This is a genomic window from Microcoleus sp. B6-A1 (assembly GCF_036705085.1).
Taxonomy (GTDB): domain Bacteria; phylum Cyanobacteriota; class Cyanobacteriia; order Cyanobacteriales; family Microcoleaceae; genus Microcoleus.
In genome coordinates this window covers 1-20,476 of sequence record NZ_JAUBTU010000039.1, presented here as the reverse complement: position 1 = coordinate 20,476, position 20,476 = coordinate 1, and the positions used below count along the sequence as shown (strand labels likewise).

Sequence of the window (20,476 nt, the reverse complement as noted above, 5' to 3'; positions counted from 1 at the left end):
AGTGGTTGCCATAAGCACCCTACAGAGAGAGTCAATCGATTTTAGATTTTAGATTTTAGATTTTAGCATTGACTTGCGCGAGATAAATTCGGGGGTTCCTTTATCGGATACAGGTTTTTTATTTCTGGACGCATGAATCCGGGGACTTGTATCCTGGATGCTTTCGGTCAGTGCATAAATAGTATAGATTTTTTGGCTCTGCTGAATTGATGTATGATTTTGCCTGTAGGGATAATTCTAAGTCCTTACACCGTCAGCGGTGGGGCAATCACGGGGGGATTTCCCCTACAAATTTTATACCCCATTCAGCAACGCCGATTTTTGTTTCCACTCCGACTTTACCTCCCAGTTGGTGTCAAAGTATTCACTTTGATTTGAATATAGATTTTCTGTTCATTAGCATCGAAACAGCCGTCACCCCGATCGCCAAAACCGATGGGAAGTGTTAGCTTAGTAGTTAGTTGTGTCGATCGCACAGAAAAAAAATGCCTGAACTACAAACCGATACATACCAAGACCTCGACCCGCAAGTCCTCTCAAAGCCCGTTGTTGTCGGTCTGGAAGAGGTAACAAAAGTTTACGGGATTGGCGACCTGGAAGTTCGCGCCTTAAACGGCGTCAGCTTGACCGTAAGACAAGGAGAATATTGCTCGATTATGGGCGCATCGGGTTCCGGCAAATCTACAGCTATGAATATTATCGGCTGTCTCGATCGACCGACCAGCGGCAGTTACTACTTAGACGGCGTAGATGTCGCCCAAATGCCCGAATCAGAATTAGCCGGAATTCGCAATTTAAAATTAGGTTTTGTCTTCCAACAATTTCACCTATTGCCTCAATTGACAGCATTAGAAAATGTCATGTTACCGATGGTTTATGCCGGCATTCCCGCAGCAGAAAGACGCGAACGGGGAGTAGATGCTTTAACCAAAGTAGGCCTGGAAAGTCGGCTGCAAAACAGACCGAATCAACTATCAGGAGGACAGCAGCAGCGGGTAGCCATAGCCCGGGCTATTGTCAACCGTCCCGTGTTGTTGCTGGCTGACGAACCTACAGGTGCATTGGATACAAAAACTACTCAAGAAGTAATGGATATTTTTACAGAATTCAATGAAAGTGGCATGACTGTTGTTATGGTAACGCACGAACCCGAAGTCGCGCGTCAAACTCGCCGCGTTGTCTGGTTCCGCGACGGTCAAGTTATTCACAATAATCTCAACCCCGAAGAGCTTTCACACGCTGTATTTTAGTATAATAGTCCGCGAAAAGCGACAAGAAAATTGGGCGATTGAAATCGCTTCTAGACAAACGAAGTCCGCCTACGCGGACTGAAGAATCAAGAGAGTATTACTTCTATCCAACAGGGCTTTAGCTATTAGACAGGGGTTTTCAACCCCTGGCGGACTAATAGACAAAACACCCGATATGTGATTAATGAAAAGCACTCGGAAAAGCTTCCCAAACTCGATCGACAAAATCTCTAAGTTGCCGAGATGCGATCGCACCATCCTTTTTCTCAGCATCCAGAGAGTGCAACTGGGTCAACAGTGAAATTACCTCAGTATCTAAAGCCGCCCGAAACAAGCTCAGCGGCCAAAGCAAATCAGCACCATCTCGCAAATCCGATAAAGTGTATTCTGTGGGTGAATCCTTCCCCGACACAGATACAACTAACATCAAAGGGCGCACCCAACAAACTTGACGTGCCTCAACCACTTGGATCACCTCGGAATGCAGGCACGCATCTCCACATTCTAAACTAACAATTTGACCAGGCTTAAAGTTCAAAGCACAACCCATTAATGCTCACACTTAATACAGGCATAACAAAGCAACCAAATAAGTGCTGCATCTCTCGACAGCACCAGAAAAAATTATATCATAATTCCTTCTTCCTTCTTCCTTCTTCCCTCTTCCTCTTTCCTTCTTCCTTCTTCCTTCTTCCGACTGCCATCGGACTGACATCCGTTACATCCGTTATATAATCCGTTGCCGAACTTCCTTCTTCCTGGCATCCGTTACATCCCGTACATTGCTCGTTGCCGAACTTCCTTCTTCCTTCTATCCGTTACATCCCGTACATTGCTCGTTGCCGAACTTCCCCTCAACTTTCATCAAGCTTTTTAAGATCCATTTCGAGCTGGGCACTCAACAATCTTGCTTCTTTTTTACCACCGCCACCATTGGCATAATCCGCCACGGAAATCGGAGAACCGATCGCAATTTTTACCTGAGCACCCCATTGAGGAATCCGCGGGCGATAGCGGATACTCATCGGTACAATTTTCACCCCCAAACCCGGTTTGCTCAACTCTGCTTGCATGGCCAAACGCGCCAATCCAGGCTTAATCGGGTGAACTTCGCCATCCTGAAAAATGCCGCCTTCGGGAAAAATCACCAACATTTCTTTCTCGAGGAGTAGTTCCACGCCGTAACGGAGACTGCCAATTGCCGGATGCTTGAGATCCACAGCAAACCCCCCCAAATTTCTGATGAACCAACCTTGCAGTCCTTTCACTTCATCAGCAGTTACCATAAACCGCAAATCGCGTCCAGTCACCTTCTGTCCAGTTGAATAAGGCATCATCAGGGCATCCCACCGGGAGCGGTGCGTAGGGGCTAAGATGACAGGCCCGTCTTTCGGCAAGTGCTCCTGTCCGGTTATCTCAATCTTGCCAAAATGAAACGGTAGGACAACATAGTGACCTAGCGGATAGAGCAAGGAGGTTAACCAAGGAGAAACGCGAGAGGTATTAGATGCTACCTTGGCAGGCATTGGCTTCACTAGAGATGATTTACTGGACTCAACGGCGATCGTGGCGGTGTGGGGCATAGCAATTAAGCTGCTTTATCGAGATCTAAAGTCTAAAGTAAGGTGTTGGCTAAATCTTTAGTTTTTAGATCGGGACAGTTTTGCTATTGGCCTTGTGCCGATCGAGCGATCGCGCCCGCAAGAGATAATCTCTAACAGGTAAAACCTCAGCCAACCGGACAGCACTAATGCAGAGCAGTCGGCCGCCTCGAAAGCTTGAGCTGGCAATTACGGATCTATTATTCCAGTTAAAGGGTCAATCCATTTTAGATTTTAGATTTTAGATTTTAGAATTGAAGCATTGACCCAGCCCAAAAACGGATACGCTGCCACGTACAGGAGTCGTGGAAAGATAAAAATTTTCGACCCTAGTTCAAGCTCCCAGATTGCATCTGTGGGGTAAATCGAGAATCGAAAATCGAAAATCGAAAATCGAAAATCGAAAATCGACTGACCCCACGGATAAATTCGGGGGCTCCTTGATCGGATACAGGTTTTTTCTTTCTGGACGCATGAATCACGTGGCGGGTATCCTGGATGCTTGATTGTCAATTTCGATTAAACATCGCCCCGAAGAGAGTAAAAAATTTTACCTGTTAATTTTTCCGGCGCGCTTCAAACCAAGAAAGCAACTGATCGCGGCAAACAGACTCCATAATACCGCCGAGCACCTCTAAGCGGTGACACGAATGCGCGCTATCGGGAATATTAGCTGCAGTCCGAATCGTGCCAGTTTTCGGGTCATCTGCTCCGTATACCAGCAAACCAATCCGAGCTTGGACGATCGCACCTGCACACATCGGGCAAGGTTCCAGCGTTACGTAGAGCGTACATTGGTTAAGATGCCAGTCTTGCAAAACTTTGCCGGCCGCCCGCAAAGCCAAGATTTCAGCGTGAGCAGTCGGATCGCAATCTCGCTCTCGCCGATTTTGCGCTTCGGCAATCAATTTGCCAGTACCGTCAACAATGGCAGCGCCCACGGGTACTTCACCGGCATCACCGGCTGCTTGTGCCAATTCGACAGCCCTAGTCATCCAGCGTTTGTGAATAAAATAAGTAGTATCACTAATAGACAACGGCTCAGCTTTATAATTCACGTCATACCTAAGTAACAGAAAAACTTAAGATCGATAAATAAAGTTACATTACAGCTTAATCGAGAGTCTTTAATTATGGACACCACTACGATTACCACTGAAATTGTTGAGCTGTTGTGCCGCATTAGTCGGCAAAAGCTGCGCGAACAAGATATCACTCCTTTGGTAGTGTTTCTGACGGCTCTGATTTCCATCCTGCGCGGAGTGATGATTATTGACAGGACGATCGCAGTTGAAGAAGAAGAACGGCTGCAAAAGACTCTCAAAGCCTTTGCCAGCGGCGACCGCGATCGGATCGAACTAATTCAGCGCCTTGTCAAAGGAGTATCGAAACAGCAGGTTTACTTCAACCCCACGGAATTGCTAACCCTGACAGCTTTGTTCTCAGAATCTGAAAAACTGTTGCTCATCGGTTCCGGCTACGAAATGTCAGCGGCAGACGGACACATCGATATGCGGGAGCAAATGTACTTACAGTCGATCGCAAATCGGCTCGGCCTCGACTCCAGACACATTGCAGTCATAGACACTTTATTTACTAAAGAAGGAACCCTCGACTCAGAAGCTTTTGCCGAAGTTAAAGCTTTACTCGATCCCAGCGAATTCGAGTCCCGCGATCCGGTATTTGGCAAAGCAGCAAAGCACTTGCTGAGTATTTTACTCCGCAAATAATCCAGCGCATATAAGTTTTGGGGCAGTAAACATTAGTGAGAGAGGATTTCGAGGATTTGACGCTGTTTCCATTTGAGACGGGACTTGCGCGCTCTTACCGTCAAAAACCGGGTTGTTTAAACCCTACCAAGAGCGCTGCACGGCGTATGTTGCTCAAAAACCTGGTTTCTGCCTAAGTCCCGCTTTATTTTTTTTTGCAACAGTCGATCGACCCTTCTATCCCATTGAACCGAATGCCTCTAAAATCTAAAAGCGACTTGTCGCTGCCTTGATTGACTCAGCTCAATCTCCAATCTCAAATTGATTGATTATGCAAATTGAATGGCAAACCGCCAAAACCTACGAAGACATTCTGTATCACAAAAGTGGTGGCACCGCCAAAATTACCATCAATCGACCTCACAAACGGAACGCTTTCCGTCCCAAAACAGTTCTGGAACTGTGCGATGCCTTTACTGATGCCCGCGAAGACACAAAAATCGGCGTTGTCCTTTTCACCGGTGCGGGGCCTCATACAGACGGCAAATACGCCTTTTGTGCCGGCGGCGACCAAAGCGTGCGGGGCTCGGCGGGATATGTAGACGAAGGTGGCATACCCCGGTTGAACGTGCTCGACTTGCAGAAGTTGATTCGATCTATGCCCAAAGTTGTAATTGCTTTAGTTGCAGGCTACGCAATTGGAGGGGGTCACGTTCTGCACTTAATTTGCGACTTGACGATCGCTGCTGACAATGCTATTTTCGGACAGACCGGCCCCAAAGTCGGCAGTTTCGACGGTGGTTTCGGAGCTAGCTATCTCGCCAGAGTAGTCGGCCAGAAAAAAGCCAGAGAAATTTGGTTTTTGTGTCGCCAGTACAGCGCGCAGCAAGCCCTAGAAATGGGTTTAGTCAACTGCGTCGTGCCCGTCGAACAACTAGAAATAGAAGGGATTCAGTGGGCTGCGGAAATTCTCGAAAAAAGTCCGATCGCGATTCGCTGCTTGAAATCCGCTTTTAATGCCGACTGCGACGGTCAAGCCGGTTTGCAAGAACTGGCGGGAAATGCCACTTTGCTGTACTATATGACGCAGGAAGGCGCAGAAGGCAAACAAGCCTTTTTAGAAAAACGGCAACCTGATTTTAGTCAATATCCTTGGCTGCCATAGCTGGATGGAGAAATCAGTTTTTTTTATGCGCTCATATTAAAGTAGATGCTGCTGATTTTTATGAGTTAGTAAAGCCAAATGCACGCGATCGTCCAAAAGTGTCAGTATTGATACCTGTTGCCAAAAAGAATGAAACTGCTTTGCCAGATCCAAACCATGATAATGATCGGTGATTCCCCTATCGAAAATCGAAAATCGAAAATGGTATGAGCAGCAGGGCAGCCGACGAACTAGACCGATACTGCTGCTGCCGATTTTTCGGTTAACGTTGTCCCTGTAAGCTGGCAGGCATTGCGATCGGAAAGAGTGACGGTGGCATCCTGCAGCGTCAGAGTCGATTCTTGCCACAGTCCAATTTCTTCTATGTTTTCCCAAGATGACCTAAAAGGCGAAACCGCTAAAGTACAAGCTTTCCACTGACTTTGAACCGGGCCGCCTAGTAAAGCGCAAACACCCCCGCGTCTGCCTTCAGGGGTATAGTGACGGCAGTGACCACAAGCTGAAGTTAAAGGTGAAGTTAAGGAGGTTTGCATAAAAGTTCTTAGGGAAATCATTTTCATCTCTAATTGTCCTTTGTAGAGCTAGCAGGTTTTAGAGCATCCCAACCTTTATGCTGTCTGGGTTGTAGCGATCCCCGAAGCATAATTAAATTTTATAATTTATTTATAATCTCGTTATATATAGAAACAATAGGTTCGGTGCTTGCTCATTGTATAGGTAAAAACATAGGTTAAAAGTTTATAAAGCAGTCAGGGATCAAGAAAAAGTACAAATGCCAAACCAGTATGATAGGTTACAAATAAGCGGTAGCTGAGAATACAAAAATTGGCTGAGAGTGTCGGTAAGCAGCCTCCGGGAAACAGCAACAATTAAGTTTTCCAATGAAAATGAAAAATAGCTGCCGACGAGCGAGCCCCTGTTGCATTGACGCCAAAAGTAGCTAATCATAATAAAATAGGCAAGTTTTCAACTAAAACAGCAGGAGTCCTGCACTCTAACGGTACTCCGTTGAGTGACGGGAGGAATGCGCGTGAGGCTCAAGAGCTGAACAAATTATCTATAAACGCAACAGAATTTATTCAATACGTGATACACTCTTGTCATGAAACAAGTCCTGACAGTATCTTGCAAACTTCAAGTAACGCCTGAGCAGTCCCTCAAACTTGATGCGACCCTTCAGGCGTTCGCTAATGCTTGTGAATACGTGAACCAAACTGTGCCGCCAACCCTGACAAATGAATTGGCGATGCAATCTTTGGTATATCACGATGTCAGAGATATGTTTGGACTTTCGGCACAGCTAGCAATCCATGCTATTAGACGGGTTTCTGGCAACAGAAAAACAGCTAAAAAAGATGGGAAGCCAGTCATCCGCTTTGCTCCTACTAGCGTCACTTACGATACCCGTATCTTTTCTTTTAGGGAAAAAGATTGGACAGTAAGTTTGACCACTACTGGTGGTAGGGAAAGGTTTGCACTGGCTATCGGGAACTACCAACTTGGATTATTGAAAGGTCAAAACCCCAAGACTGCTACTTTGTGCAAACGCAAAAATGGCAGTTACTATCTTAATATTCAGCTTGAATCTCAGCCAGCCGAGCCTCCACCTTGCAATCAAGTTTTGGGTTGTGACTTGGGTAGGACTGATATTGCAGTTACTTCTGATGGAGATACATTTAGCGGTAAACAAATTACCAAAGTTAGAAATCATTATGCCAAGTTGAGAGCAAATATCCAGCGAAAAGCCACGAAAGGCACGCGCAGCACTCGGCGTAGATGTCGAGAATTGTTGAAACGGTTGTCGGGCAAGGAAAAGCGCTTTCAGACCTTGGTAAATCACACTATCAGTCACCGTATCGTAACCAAGGCTAAGAACAAAAATCAAGTTATCGCTTTGGAAGATTTGACGGGAATTAGGGAACGCACAAATCAGCAGCCACGCTCAAAAAAAGAGCGGAGACTTAGCAATAGCTGGGCATTTTTTCAGTTGCGCCAATTCCTGATCTACAAAGCTATAAAGCATAGCGTAAAGATTTTGTTTGTGGAGCCTAGATACACTAGCCAAATGTGCCACAAATGCAATCAGATTCACCCTGTAAAGGGTGAATCTTATAGAAACGGCAAAAAGTTTGCTTGTGGTCATTGTGGATGGAAAGGTGATGCCGACTTAAACGGCAGTAAGAATATTGCTGCTATTGGGGCTTTCGTAAATAAGCCCGAAGGTTCGAGATTGTTTTGCAATGTGCAAGATCATTTCAGGGCTATTGAAAGCCCACACTGTACCTGTACTCAGGGAGCGTGCTGGGTAATTTACGCTTCTTGTTTATCTCTACAATCAAAACATTATTAATTCAGAGGCGGTAGGAGTTTTGCTAATGAGTAAGCGTTCTTCGGTTGAATCCCCAAATCATCAATCCTCTTCAACCCCAATCAACCCTGCTTTGCAAGCAGTCCTGGGGAGTCTAGATGTAAACCTAGAAGCAGAACTGACAACATACAGAAGGCACAGGAGGCGCGCCGAACAGTGGGTGTCGCCCTCAGTTCGTACCGGCAAGCAAACAGCCACAACCGAGCAACAGCTAGCCCAAAATTTGCCGCCAGAGACTGCGGAGGAAACCCAGCAGCCCCTATCGCTGCCCCTATCCCTTGCCGGCACTCAGGGCGATGCCCCGCTAGCAACTACCAGGGGCGGCACAAAATTATCTAGCAGTGCCTTCGCACCCAACAAGTATCTCGAATCAAGCGAAAAACTGATCGAAAGTTTGGACGAGTCAAAAGCTGAGCCTACAGTAGAACGCAGTTTAGCCGCCAGTTTGTTAACTCCCTTGGGACTGAGTTCGATGCTGCTGTTTTTGCTGTCATGCACAGCTTTGGGCTACGCAGTCATGTACCCGTCAAATTTAGTTAAGATGGCAGGCCTGAACCGTTTGCTCGATCGCAGCGCACCCTCTTCAAGCGACAGTCCCGCCTCTACTGCCATCTCAGATACCACCACCAAGGAACTGCCGAAAGCTCCAAATCTGGTATCCAAGGAATTTGTCGAGCTAGATTTGAGCACTCTCAGCAATGTTAAGCCGACAGTCAGCCCGATTCCTTCCCCGTCACCAAAAGCATCAATCCCGCCAACTCCGCCAGCGCCTCCGGGCCCGGGCGCGGCTGTGCCGATTCCTACAGAAGACGGCAACCCGGCCAGAGGCAGGGAACAAGGACTCAACAATCTGAGTACAGCTTTGCTTCCCACTCCCAGCCCCAGCGCCGCCCAGCCTGTGCCGACACTGCCGACACTGCCTCCAACACCCTCCCCAGCCCAGCCTGCAGCCACATCCCCAGCCGCCGCATCCCCAGCCGCCGCATCCCCAGCCGCCGCATCCCCGCTGGGAAGGCCTGCACGGGCGGCCGACGGTTTCTATTACGTTGTCACCGATTACACCGACGAAAAATCGCTGCAGCAAGCCAGAACCGCTGTTCCCGATGCCTACGTGCGTAACTTCTCAAAGGGTGTCAAGATCCAAATGGGGGCTTTGAACGATCCTGCCTCAGCAGAACGTTTGGCGAAAGAACTCCAAGAAAAAGGGGTGAAGCCACAATACTATCAGCCATAAATTAGGTAAAGGGTGAAAAACTTTAACTAAATTGTTAGACAAAGCTCGACAATGAGGAATGTTTTGTCTAACACAAAATTGGTTTTGTAATTGTCAATTCCCTGTCCTAAATCTAAAATTTAATAAAATCGGGAGACGGGCAAAATGGGATTATTCGATCGCCTATGGCGAGTGATTCGAGCCAATATTAACAGTTTGGTCGGCGCTGCAGAAGACCCAGAAAAAATTCTGGAACAGGCTGTAATGGATATGCAGGAAGATTTAGTGCAGCTCAGACAAGCTGTGGCCGGAGCTATTGCCGCTCAAAAACGCACTGAACGCCAGTGTTCCCAAGCTGAGTCTACAGCAGCAGAATGGCATCAGCGGGCGCAGCTAGCTTTGCAAAAAGGCGAGGAAAATTTGGCGCGGGAAGCTCTGACGCGCAAGAAATCTTATCAAGAAACGGCAACGGCGATGAAAGCCAGTCTGGATCAGCAATCGGCTGTTGTGACTAAACTTAAAGAAAATATGCGGGCGCTCGAAAGTAAAATTTCCGAGGCAAAATCTAAAAAAGATATGTACATTGCCCGAGCTCGATCGGCCGCATCGTCGGAAAGGCTGCAAGAAATGATGGGCAATCTCAGTACCGGCAGCGCTTTGAGCGCGTTTGAACGGATGGAAGAGAAAGTCATGCAGCTAGAAGCTCGCTCCGAAGCAATCGCAGAACTCGGAACTAATGATTTAGAAAAGAAGTTTCTCTCTCTCGAAGGTGCCGACGATGTGGATACCGAGTTGGCGGCGATGAAAGCACAAATGCTTCCGGGCAAGAATACACCCAAATTGCCGTCGAGCGAGCCGCCCGCATCCTGAACCCCAGGCAACAGAACAAGAGTCGGGACGAGCAAAAACTTCTCAACAGCCTAGCTAGAGATGGCTCGAAGCCTGTTGGGGAATTCCCGGATCGAAGTTAAACTCAATATATAGGTGCATGAATAAGCTTGCCTGCATCACATTACTCGATCGCTTTAAACTGGATTTATCTGTCTGCAAAAATTGCCAAAAACTAAATCGCACTAAAAATCTGACCAGAGTGAATTTCACAACTGCGGGCTAGGGCTATCAAGCCTTCTTGCCGCCTACTTCGTACACCTCACCCAGGAAAAATAGCATTATGGGATTATTTGACCGCATTAGCCGAGTCGTCAAAGCCAATCTTAACGATCTGGTCAACAAAGCTGAAGACCCGGAAAAGATTTTAGAACAGTCTGTTACGGATATGCAGGAAGACTTGGTGCAGTTGCGTCAGGCCGTTGCCAGCGCGATCGCCACTCAAAAGCGCACCCAGACTCAGTACAATCAAGCTGAATCTCAGTCTAACCAGTGGCAGCAGCGCGCTCAGCTAGCCCTGCAAAAAGGAGACGAGACTTTAGCCCGGGAAGCGCTGGTTCGCAAAAAGTCTCACGCTGAAACGGCGGCTACGCTGAAAGCCAGTCTGGAGCAGCAATCGGCTCAGGTGGAAAGTCTCAAGCGCAACTTGATCGGTTTGGAGAGCAAAATTTCCGAAGCTAAGACTAAGAAGGATATGCTCAAAGCGAGAATATCCGCTGCTAAAGCTCAGGAACAGCTCAACAATACCATTGGCACCTTGAATACTGGCAGTTCAATGGCAGCTTTTGATCGCATGGAAGAAAAAGTTTTGCAGATTGAAGCTCGCGCGGGAGCTTCGGCAGAACTCGCCGCCGGCGGCAGCAATTTAGAGGAACAGTTCCGCTTGCTCGAAAGCGGCGGTGATGTTGACGACGAGTTGGCTCAGATGAAAGCTCAACTTACCGGGGGTTCTGTGTCTCAAGGTCAATTGCCGGCAGCGGGTAAAACTGCAGCAGCTAGTAGCTCGGAGTCGAGCCCGGTGATTGACGCTGAGTTGGAAGAATTGCGATCGCAGCTCAATAAAATGTAAATCTCTATCAAAATTTACCTATTTCTGAGATCGCAGGTTTGATAGAATGCTCCGCCGACCTACAGGACTAGCTTGGGAGGTCGGAGTTTTTTTGACAAATTCTTGTATGCACAAAGTGGTAATTATGTCAACTATATTTATATTGATTTAAGGAATTAAGTGTTTAAAAAGTGATAGAGTAATTTTATTCCTTGCAAGAGGGCTAGCTTGGGAGGTCAATCGATTTTAGATTTTAGATTTTAGATTTTAGATTAAAAAATTGAAGCATTGGCCCCACGGATAAATTCCGGGGGCAAGTTTCATCGGATACAGGTTTTTTATTTCTGGACGGATGAATCACGTGGCGGGTATCCTGGATGCTTTCGGTCGGAGTGTTTTTAGTAATTGTTAACTACACAAACTAGAGTTGCTGTCAACTATCTTTATATTGAGTTAAGGAATTAATTGTTTAAAAAGTGATAGAGTGGTTTTATTCCTTGCAATTGCGTCGGTCTCGCCCGATCGTAAGTGTAAATAACTATCAAATATGGCTAATCTGTCATGCCCGTGCAATCTTCTAGAGGCTTTTGTAAAATCAAGTTTTTCAAGGCATTAGCGCTTGGTTTTTCAATGGCAGCTATTTGCCCTGCACTGCTATCAGCTCTAAGTCTTGGCGAGTCGATGGTTGCTACCGACTCAGGGGTGCAAGCGCCAATTTTGCATGATCATTTACCGTCTCAATTCAAACTAGATCAAGAAACAGCAGACGATCGCGATCGGCTTCGTGATTTATACTCGGGTTCAGAATTAGATAGAGACACTACAGAGCAAGAAAATAGCATCCCGGAGTTCGATCAATTGACCCAAAGTGAGGCCCCAGAAACTCTCCCTCCATTGCCGAACCGAGGAGAAAACAGACACGAATTTCCGATTCCCAACCCGCGACGGCCAAATCCGGCTCCTCTCCCATAACCCGCGCCGCCAGCGCCCTTGCTTTCAGCCGAACAGCTTTTGCCGCCTGCTGTTCCCCCACCGACACAGCCTGCAGAATTGCTAAGATTCCGGGTACGATAAAAGTCGATCGATTTGAAGTAGTTGGCAGTTGACTTACCGCGAGCTGATCGTGCAAAATCCGAGAAGAGAAATTGCGATCGGTATTGGTACCTGCAGGCGAGAAAGCGATACATCTTTGCTGGGAAAGGATTTTCCGTTGTCGCCGGAAGCAGATAATCGGGGCAGAAATCGGGTTGCGGTGCTGAGGCTGTTTCAGGATTTTACTCAGAGGGGAGAGAGATGTCTTGGCGGGGCGATCGCAGTTTTGTCAGGAAGTGGCAGCATTGGGCGCTACGGTGAGCAGCAGCAGCCCTGACAGTCGATTTTTGCGTGGCGAGGTCAATTGCACTACGTGCGGTTTTTGGTTCCTGAGAGGCTGCTGGTGGTGCGATCGGGTGTGAAATTGGCTGGGGCAGAGCTTTTGTCGATCGAACAATTCGGTATAGGGGGCTCAAACACATGGCAGGGCTACCGTCAGGATGCAATGCTTGCCGATAGCGGGATTTGTGATTCAGCCGAGTTGCGGTATCCGATGCAAGCGCACCGACGACAAACAAGGAGTTTTGCAGGTGACGGCGTTTGTGGATTTTGGCAATGTTTGGTATCCCAGGGCAAGCGCGGTTTTGGAAGCGAATACTTTGCTGTCAGCGGGATTGCGGCTGCGGTGACTGTACGGCGAAAGGTGGAATGCTTGCGGAGGCTGGGGAATTCCTTTGATTGATATTAAGTTGGGCAACAGGAGTTTACAAGAGCGCGGGCTGTATTTTTCTCTATAATTCAAACCTTTTTAGGAAAGCAGTCGTTTTGCGCTTGGCGGAACTGAGCAATTCCGCTATATAGTAATAAGTATCATTTGGCACTCCTCTGTGGATGCCAAGAGTGTATTTTACTGATAATCTTTAAATTAAACTATGTCTAAGGTTCGGTTGCTGCTTTTAAGTTCTTTTGCTTCCGGTTTTGGCCTTTGCTCAATCATTTTGGCGATGTTTACGATGACTTCCCGGCTGTCGTTTACGTCTTTTTTTACATTTGTTTTAACTTTGGTGTTTTTTGGAATTAATCTGCTTTTTGCTTTGCATTATTATACATCGCTTACTAAGCAATTGAGTGTTAAAACTAAAAGGAAAGCGAGAATTTAACGGTTGTGAAACTGAAGCGGGAAAAGGCAGGGAGAGTTTTTTTTGGAATTTGAATGTAATCCAGAAAACGCCTCTGGGTTGAGACAATTATCTAGCTGTCAGCCATAATTATTTAAGGTCTAATTATTTAGGAGGTGCGATCGTGGTTATAACTCAAACCAACCCGCCAAATCTTCCAGGTGCGACAAAGACTCACTTTACTCCAGATGAATACCGGGCGATCGAGGAAACTGCTGAAGAACGTCACGAATATTGTAACGGAGAGATTATCGCTATGCCAGGAGGTTCTCCCGCTCACAGCCGTATTACCGTAGATATTACGACTTTTCTTAACGTGGCTCTGCGAGACACAAATTTTCAAATCTATAACGGCGATCTACGCATTTGGATTCCTAGCTTCAATCATGGAACTTATCCCGATGTTATGGTAATTGATGGTGAACCGGAATTCAATGGCGATCGCACGGATGAAATTCTCAATCCTTTACTGATTGTTGAGGTTCTTTCCCCCTCTACTGAAGGCTACGATCGAGGTGACAAGTTCAGAAAATATCGCTCTCTTGCTAGTTTTTGTGAATATTTGCTGGTTAGTCAAGCTGAACCCTATATTGAGCAATATTATAATGGCGATCGCCCAAGTAGCGATCGCTGGCAATGGCAAGTTTGCGATCGGCTCGATCGGGCGATCGTCCTGCACAGTTTAAATATAGAACTTCCGATGTCGGAAGTCTACCGCCGGATTAATTTTTAAGGGCGATATGGTGACACTTCTAATGAAAGTTAACAATGCTTGTGCTGCACTCTTCTCAATTTCTACATCAATTGCATAAAAGCATTCACCGCATCATATTGATCGGCTATTGGCGAATACAACTTTAGCGATAGCACATCTAGGGCTGGGAATTAATCAGCTAGTAATATAGAGATAACTTGTAGGAGGCTATAGAGATGACAACCATATCCAACGAACAAACAGCTATCATCCGTACAGAAAGAGGACTGACGATCGCAGGTACGCGCATCACTATCTACGACATCATGGACTATGTGACGGCTCAATATCCGCCTAAGTTTATCAGAGGATTGTTTGAGCTTACAGAGGAAGAAATTAACGCAGCTTTAAATTATATTGAAGATAGGCTGTAAATATCCTCTACCTTTTAAGGGACAAATGAAAGTTACAAAACAATTATTACTAACAAGTTTGGGGTTTGTTACTTTGAGTTGGGGAGCAGTAACCCAAATTCAGGGTATACCAGGGGCGATCGCTCAAACACAAGTTCCCATGAGATTGCAACACGCAGAAGGAACTTATACCCTTACGGTGTCAGAAACCAATACCACAAAATCTGCTTATGGGGGTCAATTGCGCCTCTATGACGTGCATATTGCCAAGATGTTTGAGGTGACATATTCGGACTGTCAGGAGATACCCCAAGCTGGCGGTAGAACTTGGTATTACCGCGCCGGAAATGGTAAAATTGATATGGGGCAATTCAGAATCAACTGTCAGTTGGCTAGCGATATTGCTAATACTTATGGTTTAGGGAAACCAGAGCGTACTGCGATCGAATATTCTCAGGGGGAGGCTGGGCGGCCAATATCCAGGACTCGTTCTATTCCAATTTTAGATATTACTGGTAATAAAATTCAGCGGTGGACAAATTTTGTGCAAGGGTTTCGCCCTCAGTCTGCTAATTCTGAAGGTGGTAATTCTCGATCGAGTATTTCTTTTCCAGTTCGTGAAATTCTATCACAGATTGAAGGTAAGACAAGAGTACCAATTTTTCTCCCCAGTCAGCTTCCATTCTCAGAAAAAATTTACTTTAAAAACCGAGTAGAAACAAATGGCTATAGTGTTGAAATGGGCCACATACCTAATTGCAGCAGTACGCCTTGCTATATCGGGAGTATCTCAGCAGAAAGAGGTGGAGAACCAGCCCAAGCACCGCCTAGAGGATTTAGGAGTGAATTCAAAACCATTAAATTAGCCGGCCGAACACAAGGAGTTTTTTCTAATGGCTGCGGTGCTTACTGCACGGCCTTAGTTGAATGGCAGTATCAAGGCGTTTTGTACCGAGTAACCATGAAGAATGGGCGAGAGGAAACGCTCATTCAAATAGCCAATTCTGCAATTGAAGCTGGGCCTCGCTAGTTAAATGTGGAGATACTATTTAGGGAAAGTATACTTTAAAAAAGTAGCCCGTTCGCGGGCCGTTTCCCTGTTTTGCTGTTAGACTAGCAAATATCATATCGGTCTCAATTTCTGTCAAACTCACTATCGGATAAAATTTACGATGCTACCTCAAATGACAATGGCTAAAAAGTTGACGAGCAAGTTTTTAATTGTCATATTTTGCTGTGTGGGAATCCTCTTGATGCACCCTGAAAAAGTCCGAGCAGAAGGAACTCAACCTAATGTAACTAAAAAAACTGATTGCTTTTTAGTTTTCGGACAAGGAACTTGTGGCAGTAAAGAATCTACGAGCAATGCAGTAGCCAATGAAACCGAAATCAAACCAGGTGCTAACCTCAGTGGTAAGAATCTACAAGGTGTTAACCTGCATAATGCTGATTTGAGAAGATCAGATTTGAGTGGTGCAAATTTGACGGGCGTAGACTTAACAGGTGCTGACTTGAGTGAAGTCAAAATCAGCAAAGTTAAAAACCCTGGCAACTTAGATTTTCAGGGATTTGACTGGAGTAAAATTAAGTTGAGTAAGGAAGATTCAATCAAGATAGTTAAAGCTAACTTGAGCAAGCAAGATTTAGTCAATTTTATCAAAGCTGACCCTAGTAACTTGGATTTCAGTGGGTTAGACTGGAATAAAGTTAACTTCAGCCAGCAAGACGTACAGAAGCTCGTCAATTCTAAGTTAGATCAGCATGATTTAATTAACTTAATCAAAAGCGATCCTAATCAGGTAAATCTTAGTAAGGACGAATTACTAGGGTTAATTCAGCTACATTTAAATAACAGCGCTTTATGGCGAAGTTCCACGCTAAATAGTCAAGATTTACTAAATTTACTAGCAAACAAGTTGAGTGCAGTAGACTTAAGTGGAGTTGACTTACAAAAAGCAAACTTTACTGGTAGCAACTTACAGCAAGCTAACCTGAGTGGTGCAGACTTGAGACAAGCAAATCTCAACGGTGCAAAAATGCCTGATGGCACTCTCTATCGACGTTAGTTTTACTTAGTAGAGTGTGTCACCTGCTATAATCGATCTGTTTAATCGAAAATTTATATACATATGACGCACTCTACTAAGCTGTTGTGCATTTAAATCACTTATTCCGATTTGCTGTCAAGATTAAGGTGTAAGCGTTTGGCGTTTTGCTCATACCCAGTTTAAATGCTTAACAGCTTAATACTGGTTGTTTCTTACTCTTCATTCATCATTGATTGGTAATCACTGATATCAACTCGAACCATTTCGCATTGTTGTTTGGCATCAGTTGTGCAAGACACGCAAGAATCGAGTCTTATAGCTGCCGATCCTAATGTTATCTTATATTTTATAGGTAGGGCATTCGTTTTATTAATTAAATTTTCTGCTTGAGCTTTGTATTCTCGCATTTTGTCACCGCACTGTCCTAATTTTTCTTTAGTTCTCAAAGGCTCCATATTTCTGCCTGCGAATTCTAGCCGCTTTATTTCATTGAATATTTGTTCAAGATTGTTATTAGGAATTGTAGGAGTTGTGGCGACAACAGGTTGCGATGATGAGATTTCTCCTGGGTGGGAAAATAATAAAGTTGGTAATAATATTATTGAAATTAGTGTTTTACCAACCCCCATTAATAATCCCCACACGAGCTTAACGGGCAATAGAAAAATACCTACAATTCCCGATAGGACACTGAAAACCCAAGCAAATAAACTTGATATCAAGTGGAGAATAAAACTTGGTATGGCAAATAAAAAATCCATAATACATACCCTCCTAACTATTTAAACTAATTTATAGTTTGCAACATTTACCTGAGATATGACAACTCAAAACGGTTGGATTTAGCACCCTAAATTTTTAACCATCCTGAAGGTATTTAGTAGAACTTAGTATAAATCGGTTGACAAAGTAGGATTTAGTAGGATATAGTTCAGTAAACCTCATTCAACCCTGACCCATGAATGTTAAAGATGTTGTAGAATGGGCGAATAATTTGAGTGTTGATAAAACTGGAGAACATCTCACACCCCTACAGGAAGCAATATTAACGGGTGTTTGGCAAAGGCAAAAATATCCTCAAATAGCTAAAGAGTTTAATTGTAGTGAATCTCACGTTAAAAAAGAAGCGGCTAAGTTATGGGAAAAGTTGCGTGAGGAATTAGGAGAAGATCTTAATAAATTTAACTTTCGTTCCAAGTTAGAGAAAAAATATCGTGTTTCTCAAGTTGCCCATTGGGGAGATTGTTTACAAATTGATAATGTTAATATTTGCGGTGAATTTCTACAAACTATCAAAGATACAGAAACGCCCTCGCCCTTTCCCCCTGAATCTCCCCAAAATCAAGCCCGATCGCCCATAATCGATTTAACAGACGCACCCGAACTCCCTTACTTTTACGATCGCACCTCAGAACTCTCCACCCTCAAACAATGGATTTTACAAGCCCACACCCGCTTAATTACCGTCTACGGCTTAAGTGGAATTGGCAAAAGCGCGATCGCCCTCAAACTCATCGAACAAATTCAAACTGAATTTGATTATATTATTTGGTTAAGTCTCACCCACACTCCCACACTTTCCACCCTCGAAACCGAACTCAAGCAATTTTTTGGGCGATCGCAACAACCCCCATTACCCACAATCATCGATTATTTCCGATCTTCTCGCTGTCTAGTAATTCTTGATGACGTACAGAATATTTTTAGTAGCAGTCAATTAGCAGGTCAATATTTAGCAGGCTATGAAGATTATGGCAAATTTTTTAAACAAATTGCCACATCCTCTCATCAGAGTTGTTTAATCCTCCTCAGTTGGGAAAAACCCAAAGAACTCGCGAATTTAGAAGCCGAGAACCTCTCCACCCGAAGCTTACACCTCAAAGGGTTAGGACAACAAGCCGCAGAAATTTTTCAACAAAAAGGATTAGTCGATGAGGAAAAATGGTCAGACTTGATCGCCCTTTATCAAGGTCATCCTTCCTGGCTAAATATCATTGCTGCAACTATTTTGGAGTTATTTGATGGTAGCGTTTCCCTGTTTTTATCCGATGTAAATGATTTATTTGTAGGTGACTTATAACCCATCTTAGACTCTCACCTAGAGCGTTTATCAGGCTCAGAAAAAAAGGCATTATACTGGTTAGCAACTCAAAATGAAACTGTAGATATTTCCCGAAAAGCTACTGATAGTGAATTATCCCAACCAGAATTTTGGCAAGCTATACAATCTTTAGCGCGACGTGGCTTAGTGGAAAAAGTGTTAGTAGGAGGGCGATCGCTCTTTTTCCTCAATCCCGTATTCAAAGCATACATTCAGTGCAGGTGAAATATTATATAATCTATGAGAGATTACATTTCTTACATTTAACGAATAGAAAGCAAATCTTATGAAAACATTTACCGCTATAATCGAAAAAGATTCTGAGACCAAGCTTTACGTTGGTTATATTCCTGGATTTCCTGGGGCGCATTCCCAGGGAGAAACCTTGGATGAGTTACACGAGAATCTGCGTGAGGTAATTGAGATGCTCCTAGAAGATGATACTCTCGTCATTCAGACTGAGTTTATAGGTACACAACAGATTGTGATCCGATAAACATGAGCAATATCCCAGTTCTGAAACCACAGGAAATAGTCCGCATACTAGAGAACCTTGACTTTGTAGAGGTGCGTCAAAAAGGCTCACATAAGCAGTTCCGTCATCAAGATGGGCGAGGAACTACTGTTCCTTTTCATAAAGGGCGTGATATATCACCTCGATTGCTTCAGCGGATTGCAATTGATATTGGCTTGACAGTTGAGGAAATGTTGGAGTCCCGGTGAGTTTACGTGAACTACGTGACTACTTTTTGCCCCAATTGCTGCTGCAAAACTACCGAAATCCGGGAACTGAAACTGCTGGGAAACAAACTCCCGCCAAGGCAAAATGTGAGGGGAAAGCAGGATTTTTTTAATCGCTCTTCTCAACTTCTACAACGATCGCATAAAAGCATTCACCGCATCATATTGGTCTGCCATACGCGAATAGAACTCGATCGATCGCAAATCCAAATCCGCCAACAGTTCACTCTTACTCACCAACTCATACCCCGTTGGACGCAAACAATAAACCGAAATTACACCATCCTCCCAAAACCAAACCTCCTGCACTCCAACCCGACGATAGATTTCCAGCGTATCAATTCCACCACTCGTCACTGTCACCTCGATCGCCAAATCTGGAACTGACTTGCGCGTACCCAAACAGTAAGACTCATCTGGTTCCTTCCGTGCGCCCAATTCCTTCATCCCGATGGTTGTACTGCCGCGCCCGTAGAAACGAATATTTCTCATCCGCATATAAATTTCTAAAAGCTGGCCTAAAGTGTTTTTAGGTTCTTCGTGGGCCTCAGATAAAGGAGCCATAATTTCTAAACACCCATCCAAATAAGTTAAACGCGCCCCAGTGTCCGCCAAATCAGCATCCAATTTTTCCAGAGTCTCCCATGTCACGTTTGACAGGAAGGCCGCACCTTTACCCAATCCTGCTTTAGAAATTGCGACAACCATCTGACTTACCTTTCACAATCATTTTTCCATAATATACGACTTCAAAAATTTGGAGTCTATCGTAATATTCTATTCTTTAGTCCGCGGAGGCGGACTTCGTTTGTGTAGACGCGGTTTCAACCGCCGAGTCATCGCAAAATATTTTTTCCCAAACAAAAAGCGCCCCTATTTCTAGGAGCGCTTTTTGTCAATCTCAAGTTAAAAATTAACCGTTGATAGAAGGAGCAACCAAAGCTACTGGGGTGACTTCACTAGCAGCCAAGTCAAGCGGGAAGTTGTGAGCATTGCGCTCGTGCATTACTTCCATACCCAAGTTAGC

25 protein-coding genes and 1 pseudogene are annotated in these 20,476 nt (G+C 45.0%); 17 read left to right on the top strand and 9 right to left on the bottom strand.

Translation table 11 applies throughout. From position 1 onward, the window contains the following. Positions 1-485 precede the first annotated feature (485 nt). Positions 486-1,250 (top strand): ABC transporter ATP-binding protein, encoded by a 765-nt coding sequence (locus tag QUB11_RS16205; protein WP_333139323.1) that lies wholly within the window; start codon positions 486-488, stop codon positions 1,248-1,250. Between the two features lie 181 nt (positions 1,251-1,431). Here the strand turns inward: QUB11_RS16205 and QUB11_RS16200 are convergent, their stop codons facing one another. From QUB11_RS16200 to tadA, 3 genes are all read right to left on the bottom strand, one after another. After that, positions 1,432-1,788, bottom strand: a complete 357-nt coding sequence (locus QUB11_RS16200) for a hypothetical protein (protein WP_333198902.1) — start codon at positions 1,786-1,788, stop codon at positions 1,432-1,434. Between the two features lie 316 nt (positions 1,789-2,104). Then, positions 2,105-2,833 carry a lysophospholipid acyltransferase family protein gene (locus QUB11_RS16195; RefSeq protein WP_333198897.1) on the bottom strand — a complete coding sequence of 243 codons (729 nt, stop codon included), beginning with the start codon at positions 2,831-2,833 and terminating at the stop codon, positions 2,105-2,107. Positions 2,834-3,408: 575 nt separating this feature from the next. Continuing rightward, positions 3,409-3,909 carry a tRNA adenosine(34) deaminase TadA gene (gene tadA, locus QUB11_RS16190; protein WP_333391177.1) on the bottom strand — a complete coding sequence of 167 codons (501 nt, stop codon included), beginning with the start codon at positions 3,907-3,909 and terminating at the stop codon, positions 3,409-3,411. Between the two features lie 75 nt (positions 3,910-3,984). On the opposite strand from tadA, the gene QUB11_RS16185 reads away from it, so the two are divergent. Beyond that, positions 3,985-4,581 (top strand): TerB family tellurite resistance protein, encoded by a 597-nt coding sequence (locus QUB11_RS16185; protein WP_333198893.1) that lies wholly within the window; start codon positions 3,985-3,987, stop codon positions 4,579-4,581. A 310-nt stretch (positions 4,582-4,891) separates the two neighbouring features. Then, on the top strand, positions 4,892-5,725 hold the full coding sequence (gene menB / locus QUB11_RS16180; protein WP_015176244.1) for a 1,4-dihydroxy-2-naphthoyl-CoA synthase: 834 nt from the start codon (positions 4,892-4,894) through the stop codon (positions 5,723-5,725). A 230-nt stretch (positions 5,726-5,955) separates the two neighbouring features. Here the strand turns inward: menB and QUB11_RS16175 are convergent, their stop codons facing one another. Then, positions 5,956-6,258: a hypothetical protein gene (locus QUB11_RS16175; protein WP_333391175.1), complete on the bottom strand. Its 303-nt coding sequence runs from the start codon at positions 6,256-6,258 to the stop codon at positions 5,956-5,958. Positions 6,259-6,827: 569 nt separating this feature from the next. On the opposite strand from QUB11_RS16175, the gene QUB11_RS16170 reads away from it, so the two are divergent. The 3 genes from QUB11_RS16170 (at position 6,828) to QUB11_RS16160 (ending at position 10,176) form a co-directional block, all read left to right on the top strand. Then, the gene (locus QUB11_RS16170; protein ID WP_333198890.1) at positions 6,828-8,075 is read left to right on the top strand and encodes a transposase; all 1,248 of its coding nucleotides are present in this window, start codon (positions 6,828-6,830) and stop codon (positions 8,073-8,075) included. A gap of 25 nt (positions 8,076-8,100) precedes the next feature. Further along, positions 8,101-9,327 carry an SPOR domain-containing protein gene (locus tag QUB11_RS16165; RefSeq protein ID WP_333391173.1) on the top strand — a complete coding sequence of 409 codons (1,227 nt, stop codon included), beginning with the start codon at positions 8,101-8,103 and terminating at the stop codon, positions 9,325-9,327. Positions 9,328-9,471: 144 nt separating this feature from the next. After that, positions 9,472-10,176, top strand: coding sequence for a PspA/IM30 family protein (locus tag QUB11_RS16160; RefSeq protein WP_006635935.1), 705 nt, complete (start codon positions 9,472-9,474; stop codon positions 10,174-10,176). A 54-nt stretch (positions 10,177-10,230) separates the two neighbouring features. On the opposite strand, the gene QUB11_RS16155 is transcribed toward QUB11_RS16160, so the two are convergent. Then, on the bottom strand, positions 10,231-10,407 hold the full coding sequence (locus tag QUB11_RS16155; protein ID WP_333331468.1) for a hypothetical protein: 177 nt from the start codon (positions 10,405-10,407) through the stop codon (positions 10,231-10,233). Between the two features lie 70 nt (positions 10,408-10,477). On the opposite strand from QUB11_RS16155, the gene QUB11_RS16150 reads away from it, so the two are divergent. Next, on the top strand, positions 10,478-11,263 hold the full coding sequence (locus QUB11_RS16150; protein WP_333391169.1) for a PspA/IM30 family protein: 786 nt from the start codon (positions 10,478-10,480) through the stop codon (positions 11,261-11,263). Between the two features lie 799 nt (positions 11,264-12,062). On the opposite strand, the gene QUB11_RS16145 is transcribed toward QUB11_RS16150, so the two are convergent. Beyond that, on the bottom strand, positions 12,063-12,371 hold the full coding sequence (locus QUB11_RS16145; RefSeq protein WP_333391166.1) for a hypothetical protein: 309 nt from the start codon (positions 12,369-12,371) through the stop codon (positions 12,063-12,065). Between QUB11_RS16145 and QUB11_RS16140 the strand changes: the two genes are divergently transcribed. The 6 genes from QUB11_RS16140 (at position 12,366) to QUB11_RS16115 (ending at position 16,625) form a co-directional block, all read left to right on the top strand. Further along, positions 12,366-12,611, top strand: a complete 246-nt coding sequence (locus tag QUB11_RS16140) for a hypothetical protein (protein WP_333198882.1) — start codon at positions 12,366-12,368, stop codon at positions 12,609-12,611. The two genes, QUB11_RS16145 and QUB11_RS16140, sit on opposite strands and share 6 nt — an antisense overlap. Before the next feature lie 27 nt (positions 12,612-12,638). After that, on the top strand, positions 12,639-13,016 hold the full coding sequence (locus tag QUB11_RS16135) for a hypothetical protein (protein WP_333198880.1): 378 nt from the start codon (positions 12,639-12,641) through the stop codon (positions 13,014-13,016). Between the two features lie 560 nt (positions 13,017-13,576). Further along, positions 13,577-14,185 carry a Uma2 family endonuclease gene (locus tag QUB11_RS16130; RefSeq protein ID WP_333198878.1) on the top strand — a complete coding sequence of 203 codons (609 nt, stop codon included), beginning with the start codon at positions 13,577-13,579 and terminating at the stop codon, positions 14,183-14,185. A 197-nt stretch (positions 14,186-14,382) separates the two neighbouring features. Further along, positions 14,383-14,580 (top strand): DUF433 domain-containing protein, encoded by a 198-nt coding sequence (locus QUB11_RS16125; RefSeq protein ID WP_333198877.1) that lies wholly within the window; start codon positions 14,383-14,385, stop codon positions 14,578-14,580. A gap of 25 nt (positions 14,581-14,605) precedes the next feature. Next, entirely contained in the window at positions 14,606-15,589 is a 984-nt protein-coding gene (locus tag QUB11_RS16120) for a hypothetical protein (RefSeq protein WP_333198875.1), read from the top strand. 160 nt (positions 15,590-15,749) lie between these two features. Then, complete coding sequence (locus QUB11_RS16115) at positions 15,750-16,625, top strand: pentapeptide repeat-containing protein (protein WP_333391163.1); 876 nt, start codon at positions 15,750-15,752, stop codon at positions 16,623-16,625. Between the two features lie 194 nt (positions 16,626-16,819). On the opposite strand, the gene QUB11_RS16110 is transcribed toward QUB11_RS16115, so the two are convergent. Then, positions 16,820-17,368 carry a hypothetical protein gene (locus QUB11_RS16110; protein ID WP_333198871.1) on the bottom strand — a complete coding sequence of 183 codons (549 nt, stop codon included), beginning with the start codon at positions 17,366-17,368 and terminating at the stop codon, positions 16,820-16,822. 197 nt (positions 17,369-17,565) lie between these two features. Between QUB11_RS16110 and QUB11_RS16105 the strand changes: the two genes are divergently transcribed. The 4 genes from QUB11_RS16105 (at position 17,566) to QUB11_RS16090 (ending at position 19,562) form a co-directional block, all read left to right on the top strand. Next, positions 17,566-18,687, top strand: coding sequence for an ATP-binding protein (locus QUB11_RS16105; protein WP_333198869.1), 1,122 nt, complete (start codon positions 17,566-17,568; stop codon positions 18,685-18,687). 307 nt (positions 18,688-18,994) lie between these two features. Beyond that, positions 18,995-19,204 (top strand): type II toxin-antitoxin system HicB family antitoxin, encoded by a 210-nt coding sequence (locus tag QUB11_RS16100; protein WP_333058537.1) that lies wholly within the window; start codon positions 18,995-18,997, stop codon positions 19,202-19,204. Between the two features lie 2 nt (positions 19,205-19,206). Beyond that, a complete protein-coding gene (locus QUB11_RS16095; RefSeq protein ID WP_333058538.1) occupies positions 19,207-19,431 on the top strand; it encodes a type II toxin-antitoxin system HicA family toxin in 225 nt (74 codons plus the stop codon). Beyond that, a complete protein-coding gene (locus QUB11_RS16090) occupies positions 19,428-19,562 on the top strand; it encodes a hypothetical protein (protein ID WP_333198866.1) in 135 nt (44 codons plus the stop codon). Before QUB11_RS16095 ends, QUB11_RS16090 begins: the two co-directional genes overlap by 4 nt. A 16-nt stretch (positions 19,563-19,578) precedes the next feature. On the opposite strand, the gene QUB11_RS16085 is transcribed toward QUB11_RS16090, so the two are convergent. Beyond that, positions 19,579-20,157: a Uma2 family endonuclease gene (locus QUB11_RS16085; RefSeq protein ID WP_333058540.1), complete on the bottom strand. Its 579-nt coding sequence runs from the start codon at positions 20,155-20,157 to the stop codon at positions 19,579-19,581. Between the two features lie 205 nt (positions 20,158-20,362). Then, positions 20,363-20,476 (bottom strand): annotated as a pseudogene (locus QUB11_RS16080) (photosystem II q(b) protein); the annotation flags it as partial.

What these genes read in the sequence shown, in the direction of transcription:
- QUB11_RS16205 (WP_333139323.1), top strand. Translation starts at nt 486, where the DNA reads ATGCCTGAACTACAAACCGATACATACCAAGACCTCGACCCGCAAGTC.
- QUB11_RS16195 (WP_333198897.1), bottom strand. Translation starts at nt 2,833, where the DNA reads ATGCCCCACACCGCCACGATCGCCGTTGAGTCCAGTAAATCATCTCTA.
- QUB11_RS16185 (WP_333198893.1), top strand. Translation starts at nt 3,985, where the DNA reads ATGGACACCACTACGATTACCACTGAAATTGTTGAGCTGTTGTGCCGC.
- menB (WP_015176244.1), top strand. Translation starts at nt 4,892, where the DNA reads ATGCAAATTGAATGGCAAACCGCCAAAACCTACGAAGACATTCTGTAT.
- QUB11_RS16175 (WP_333391175.1), bottom strand. Translation starts at nt 6,258, where the DNA reads ATGCAAACCTCCTTAACTTCACCTTTAACTTCAGCTTGTGGTCACTGC.
- QUB11_RS16170 (WP_333198890.1), top strand. Translation starts at nt 6,828, where the DNA reads ATGAAACAAGTCCTGACAGTATCTTGCAAACTTCAAGTAACGCCTGAG.
- QUB11_RS16165 (WP_333391173.1), top strand. Translation starts at nt 8,101, where the DNA reads ATGAGTAAGCGTTCTTCGGTTGAATCCCCAAATCATCAATCCTCTTCA.
- QUB11_RS16160 (WP_006635935.1), top strand. Translation starts at nt 9,472, where the DNA reads ATGGGATTATTCGATCGCCTATGGCGAGTGATTCGAGCCAATATTAAC.
- QUB11_RS16150 (WP_333391169.1), top strand. Translation starts at nt 10,478, where the DNA reads ATGGGATTATTTGACCGCATTAGCCGAGTCGTCAAAGCCAATCTTAAC.
- QUB11_RS16125 (WP_333198877.1), top strand. Translation starts at nt 14,383, where the DNA reads ATGACAACCATATCCAACGAACAAACAGCTATCATCCGTACAGAAAGA.
- QUB11_RS16120 (WP_333198875.1), top strand. Translation starts at nt 14,606, where the DNA reads ATGAAAGTTACAAAACAATTATTACTAACAAGTTTGGGGTTTGTTACT.
- QUB11_RS16115 (WP_333391163.1), top strand. Translation starts at nt 15,750, where the DNA reads ATGGCTAAAAAGTTGACGAGCAAGTTTTTAATTGTCATATTTTGCTGT.
- QUB11_RS16110 (WP_333198871.1), bottom strand. Translation starts at nt 17,368, where the DNA reads ATGGATTTTTTATTTGCCATACCAAGTTTTATTCTCCACTTGATATCA.
- QUB11_RS16105 (WP_333198869.1), top strand. Translation starts at nt 17,566, where the DNA reads ATGAATGTTAAAGATGTTGTAGAATGGGCGAATAATTTGAGTGTTGAT.
- QUB11_RS16100 (WP_333058537.1), top strand. Translation starts at nt 18,995, where the DNA reads ATGAAAACATTTACCGCTATAATCGAAAAAGATTCTGAGACCAAGCTT.
- QUB11_RS16095 (WP_333058538.1), top strand. Translation starts at nt 19,207, where the DNA reads ATGAGCAATATCCCAGTTCTGAAACCACAGGAAATAGTCCGCATACTA.
- QUB11_RS16085 (WP_333058540.1), bottom strand. Translation starts at nt 20,157, where the DNA reads ATGGTTGTCGCAATTTCTAAAGCAGGATTGGGTAAAGGTGCGGCCTTC.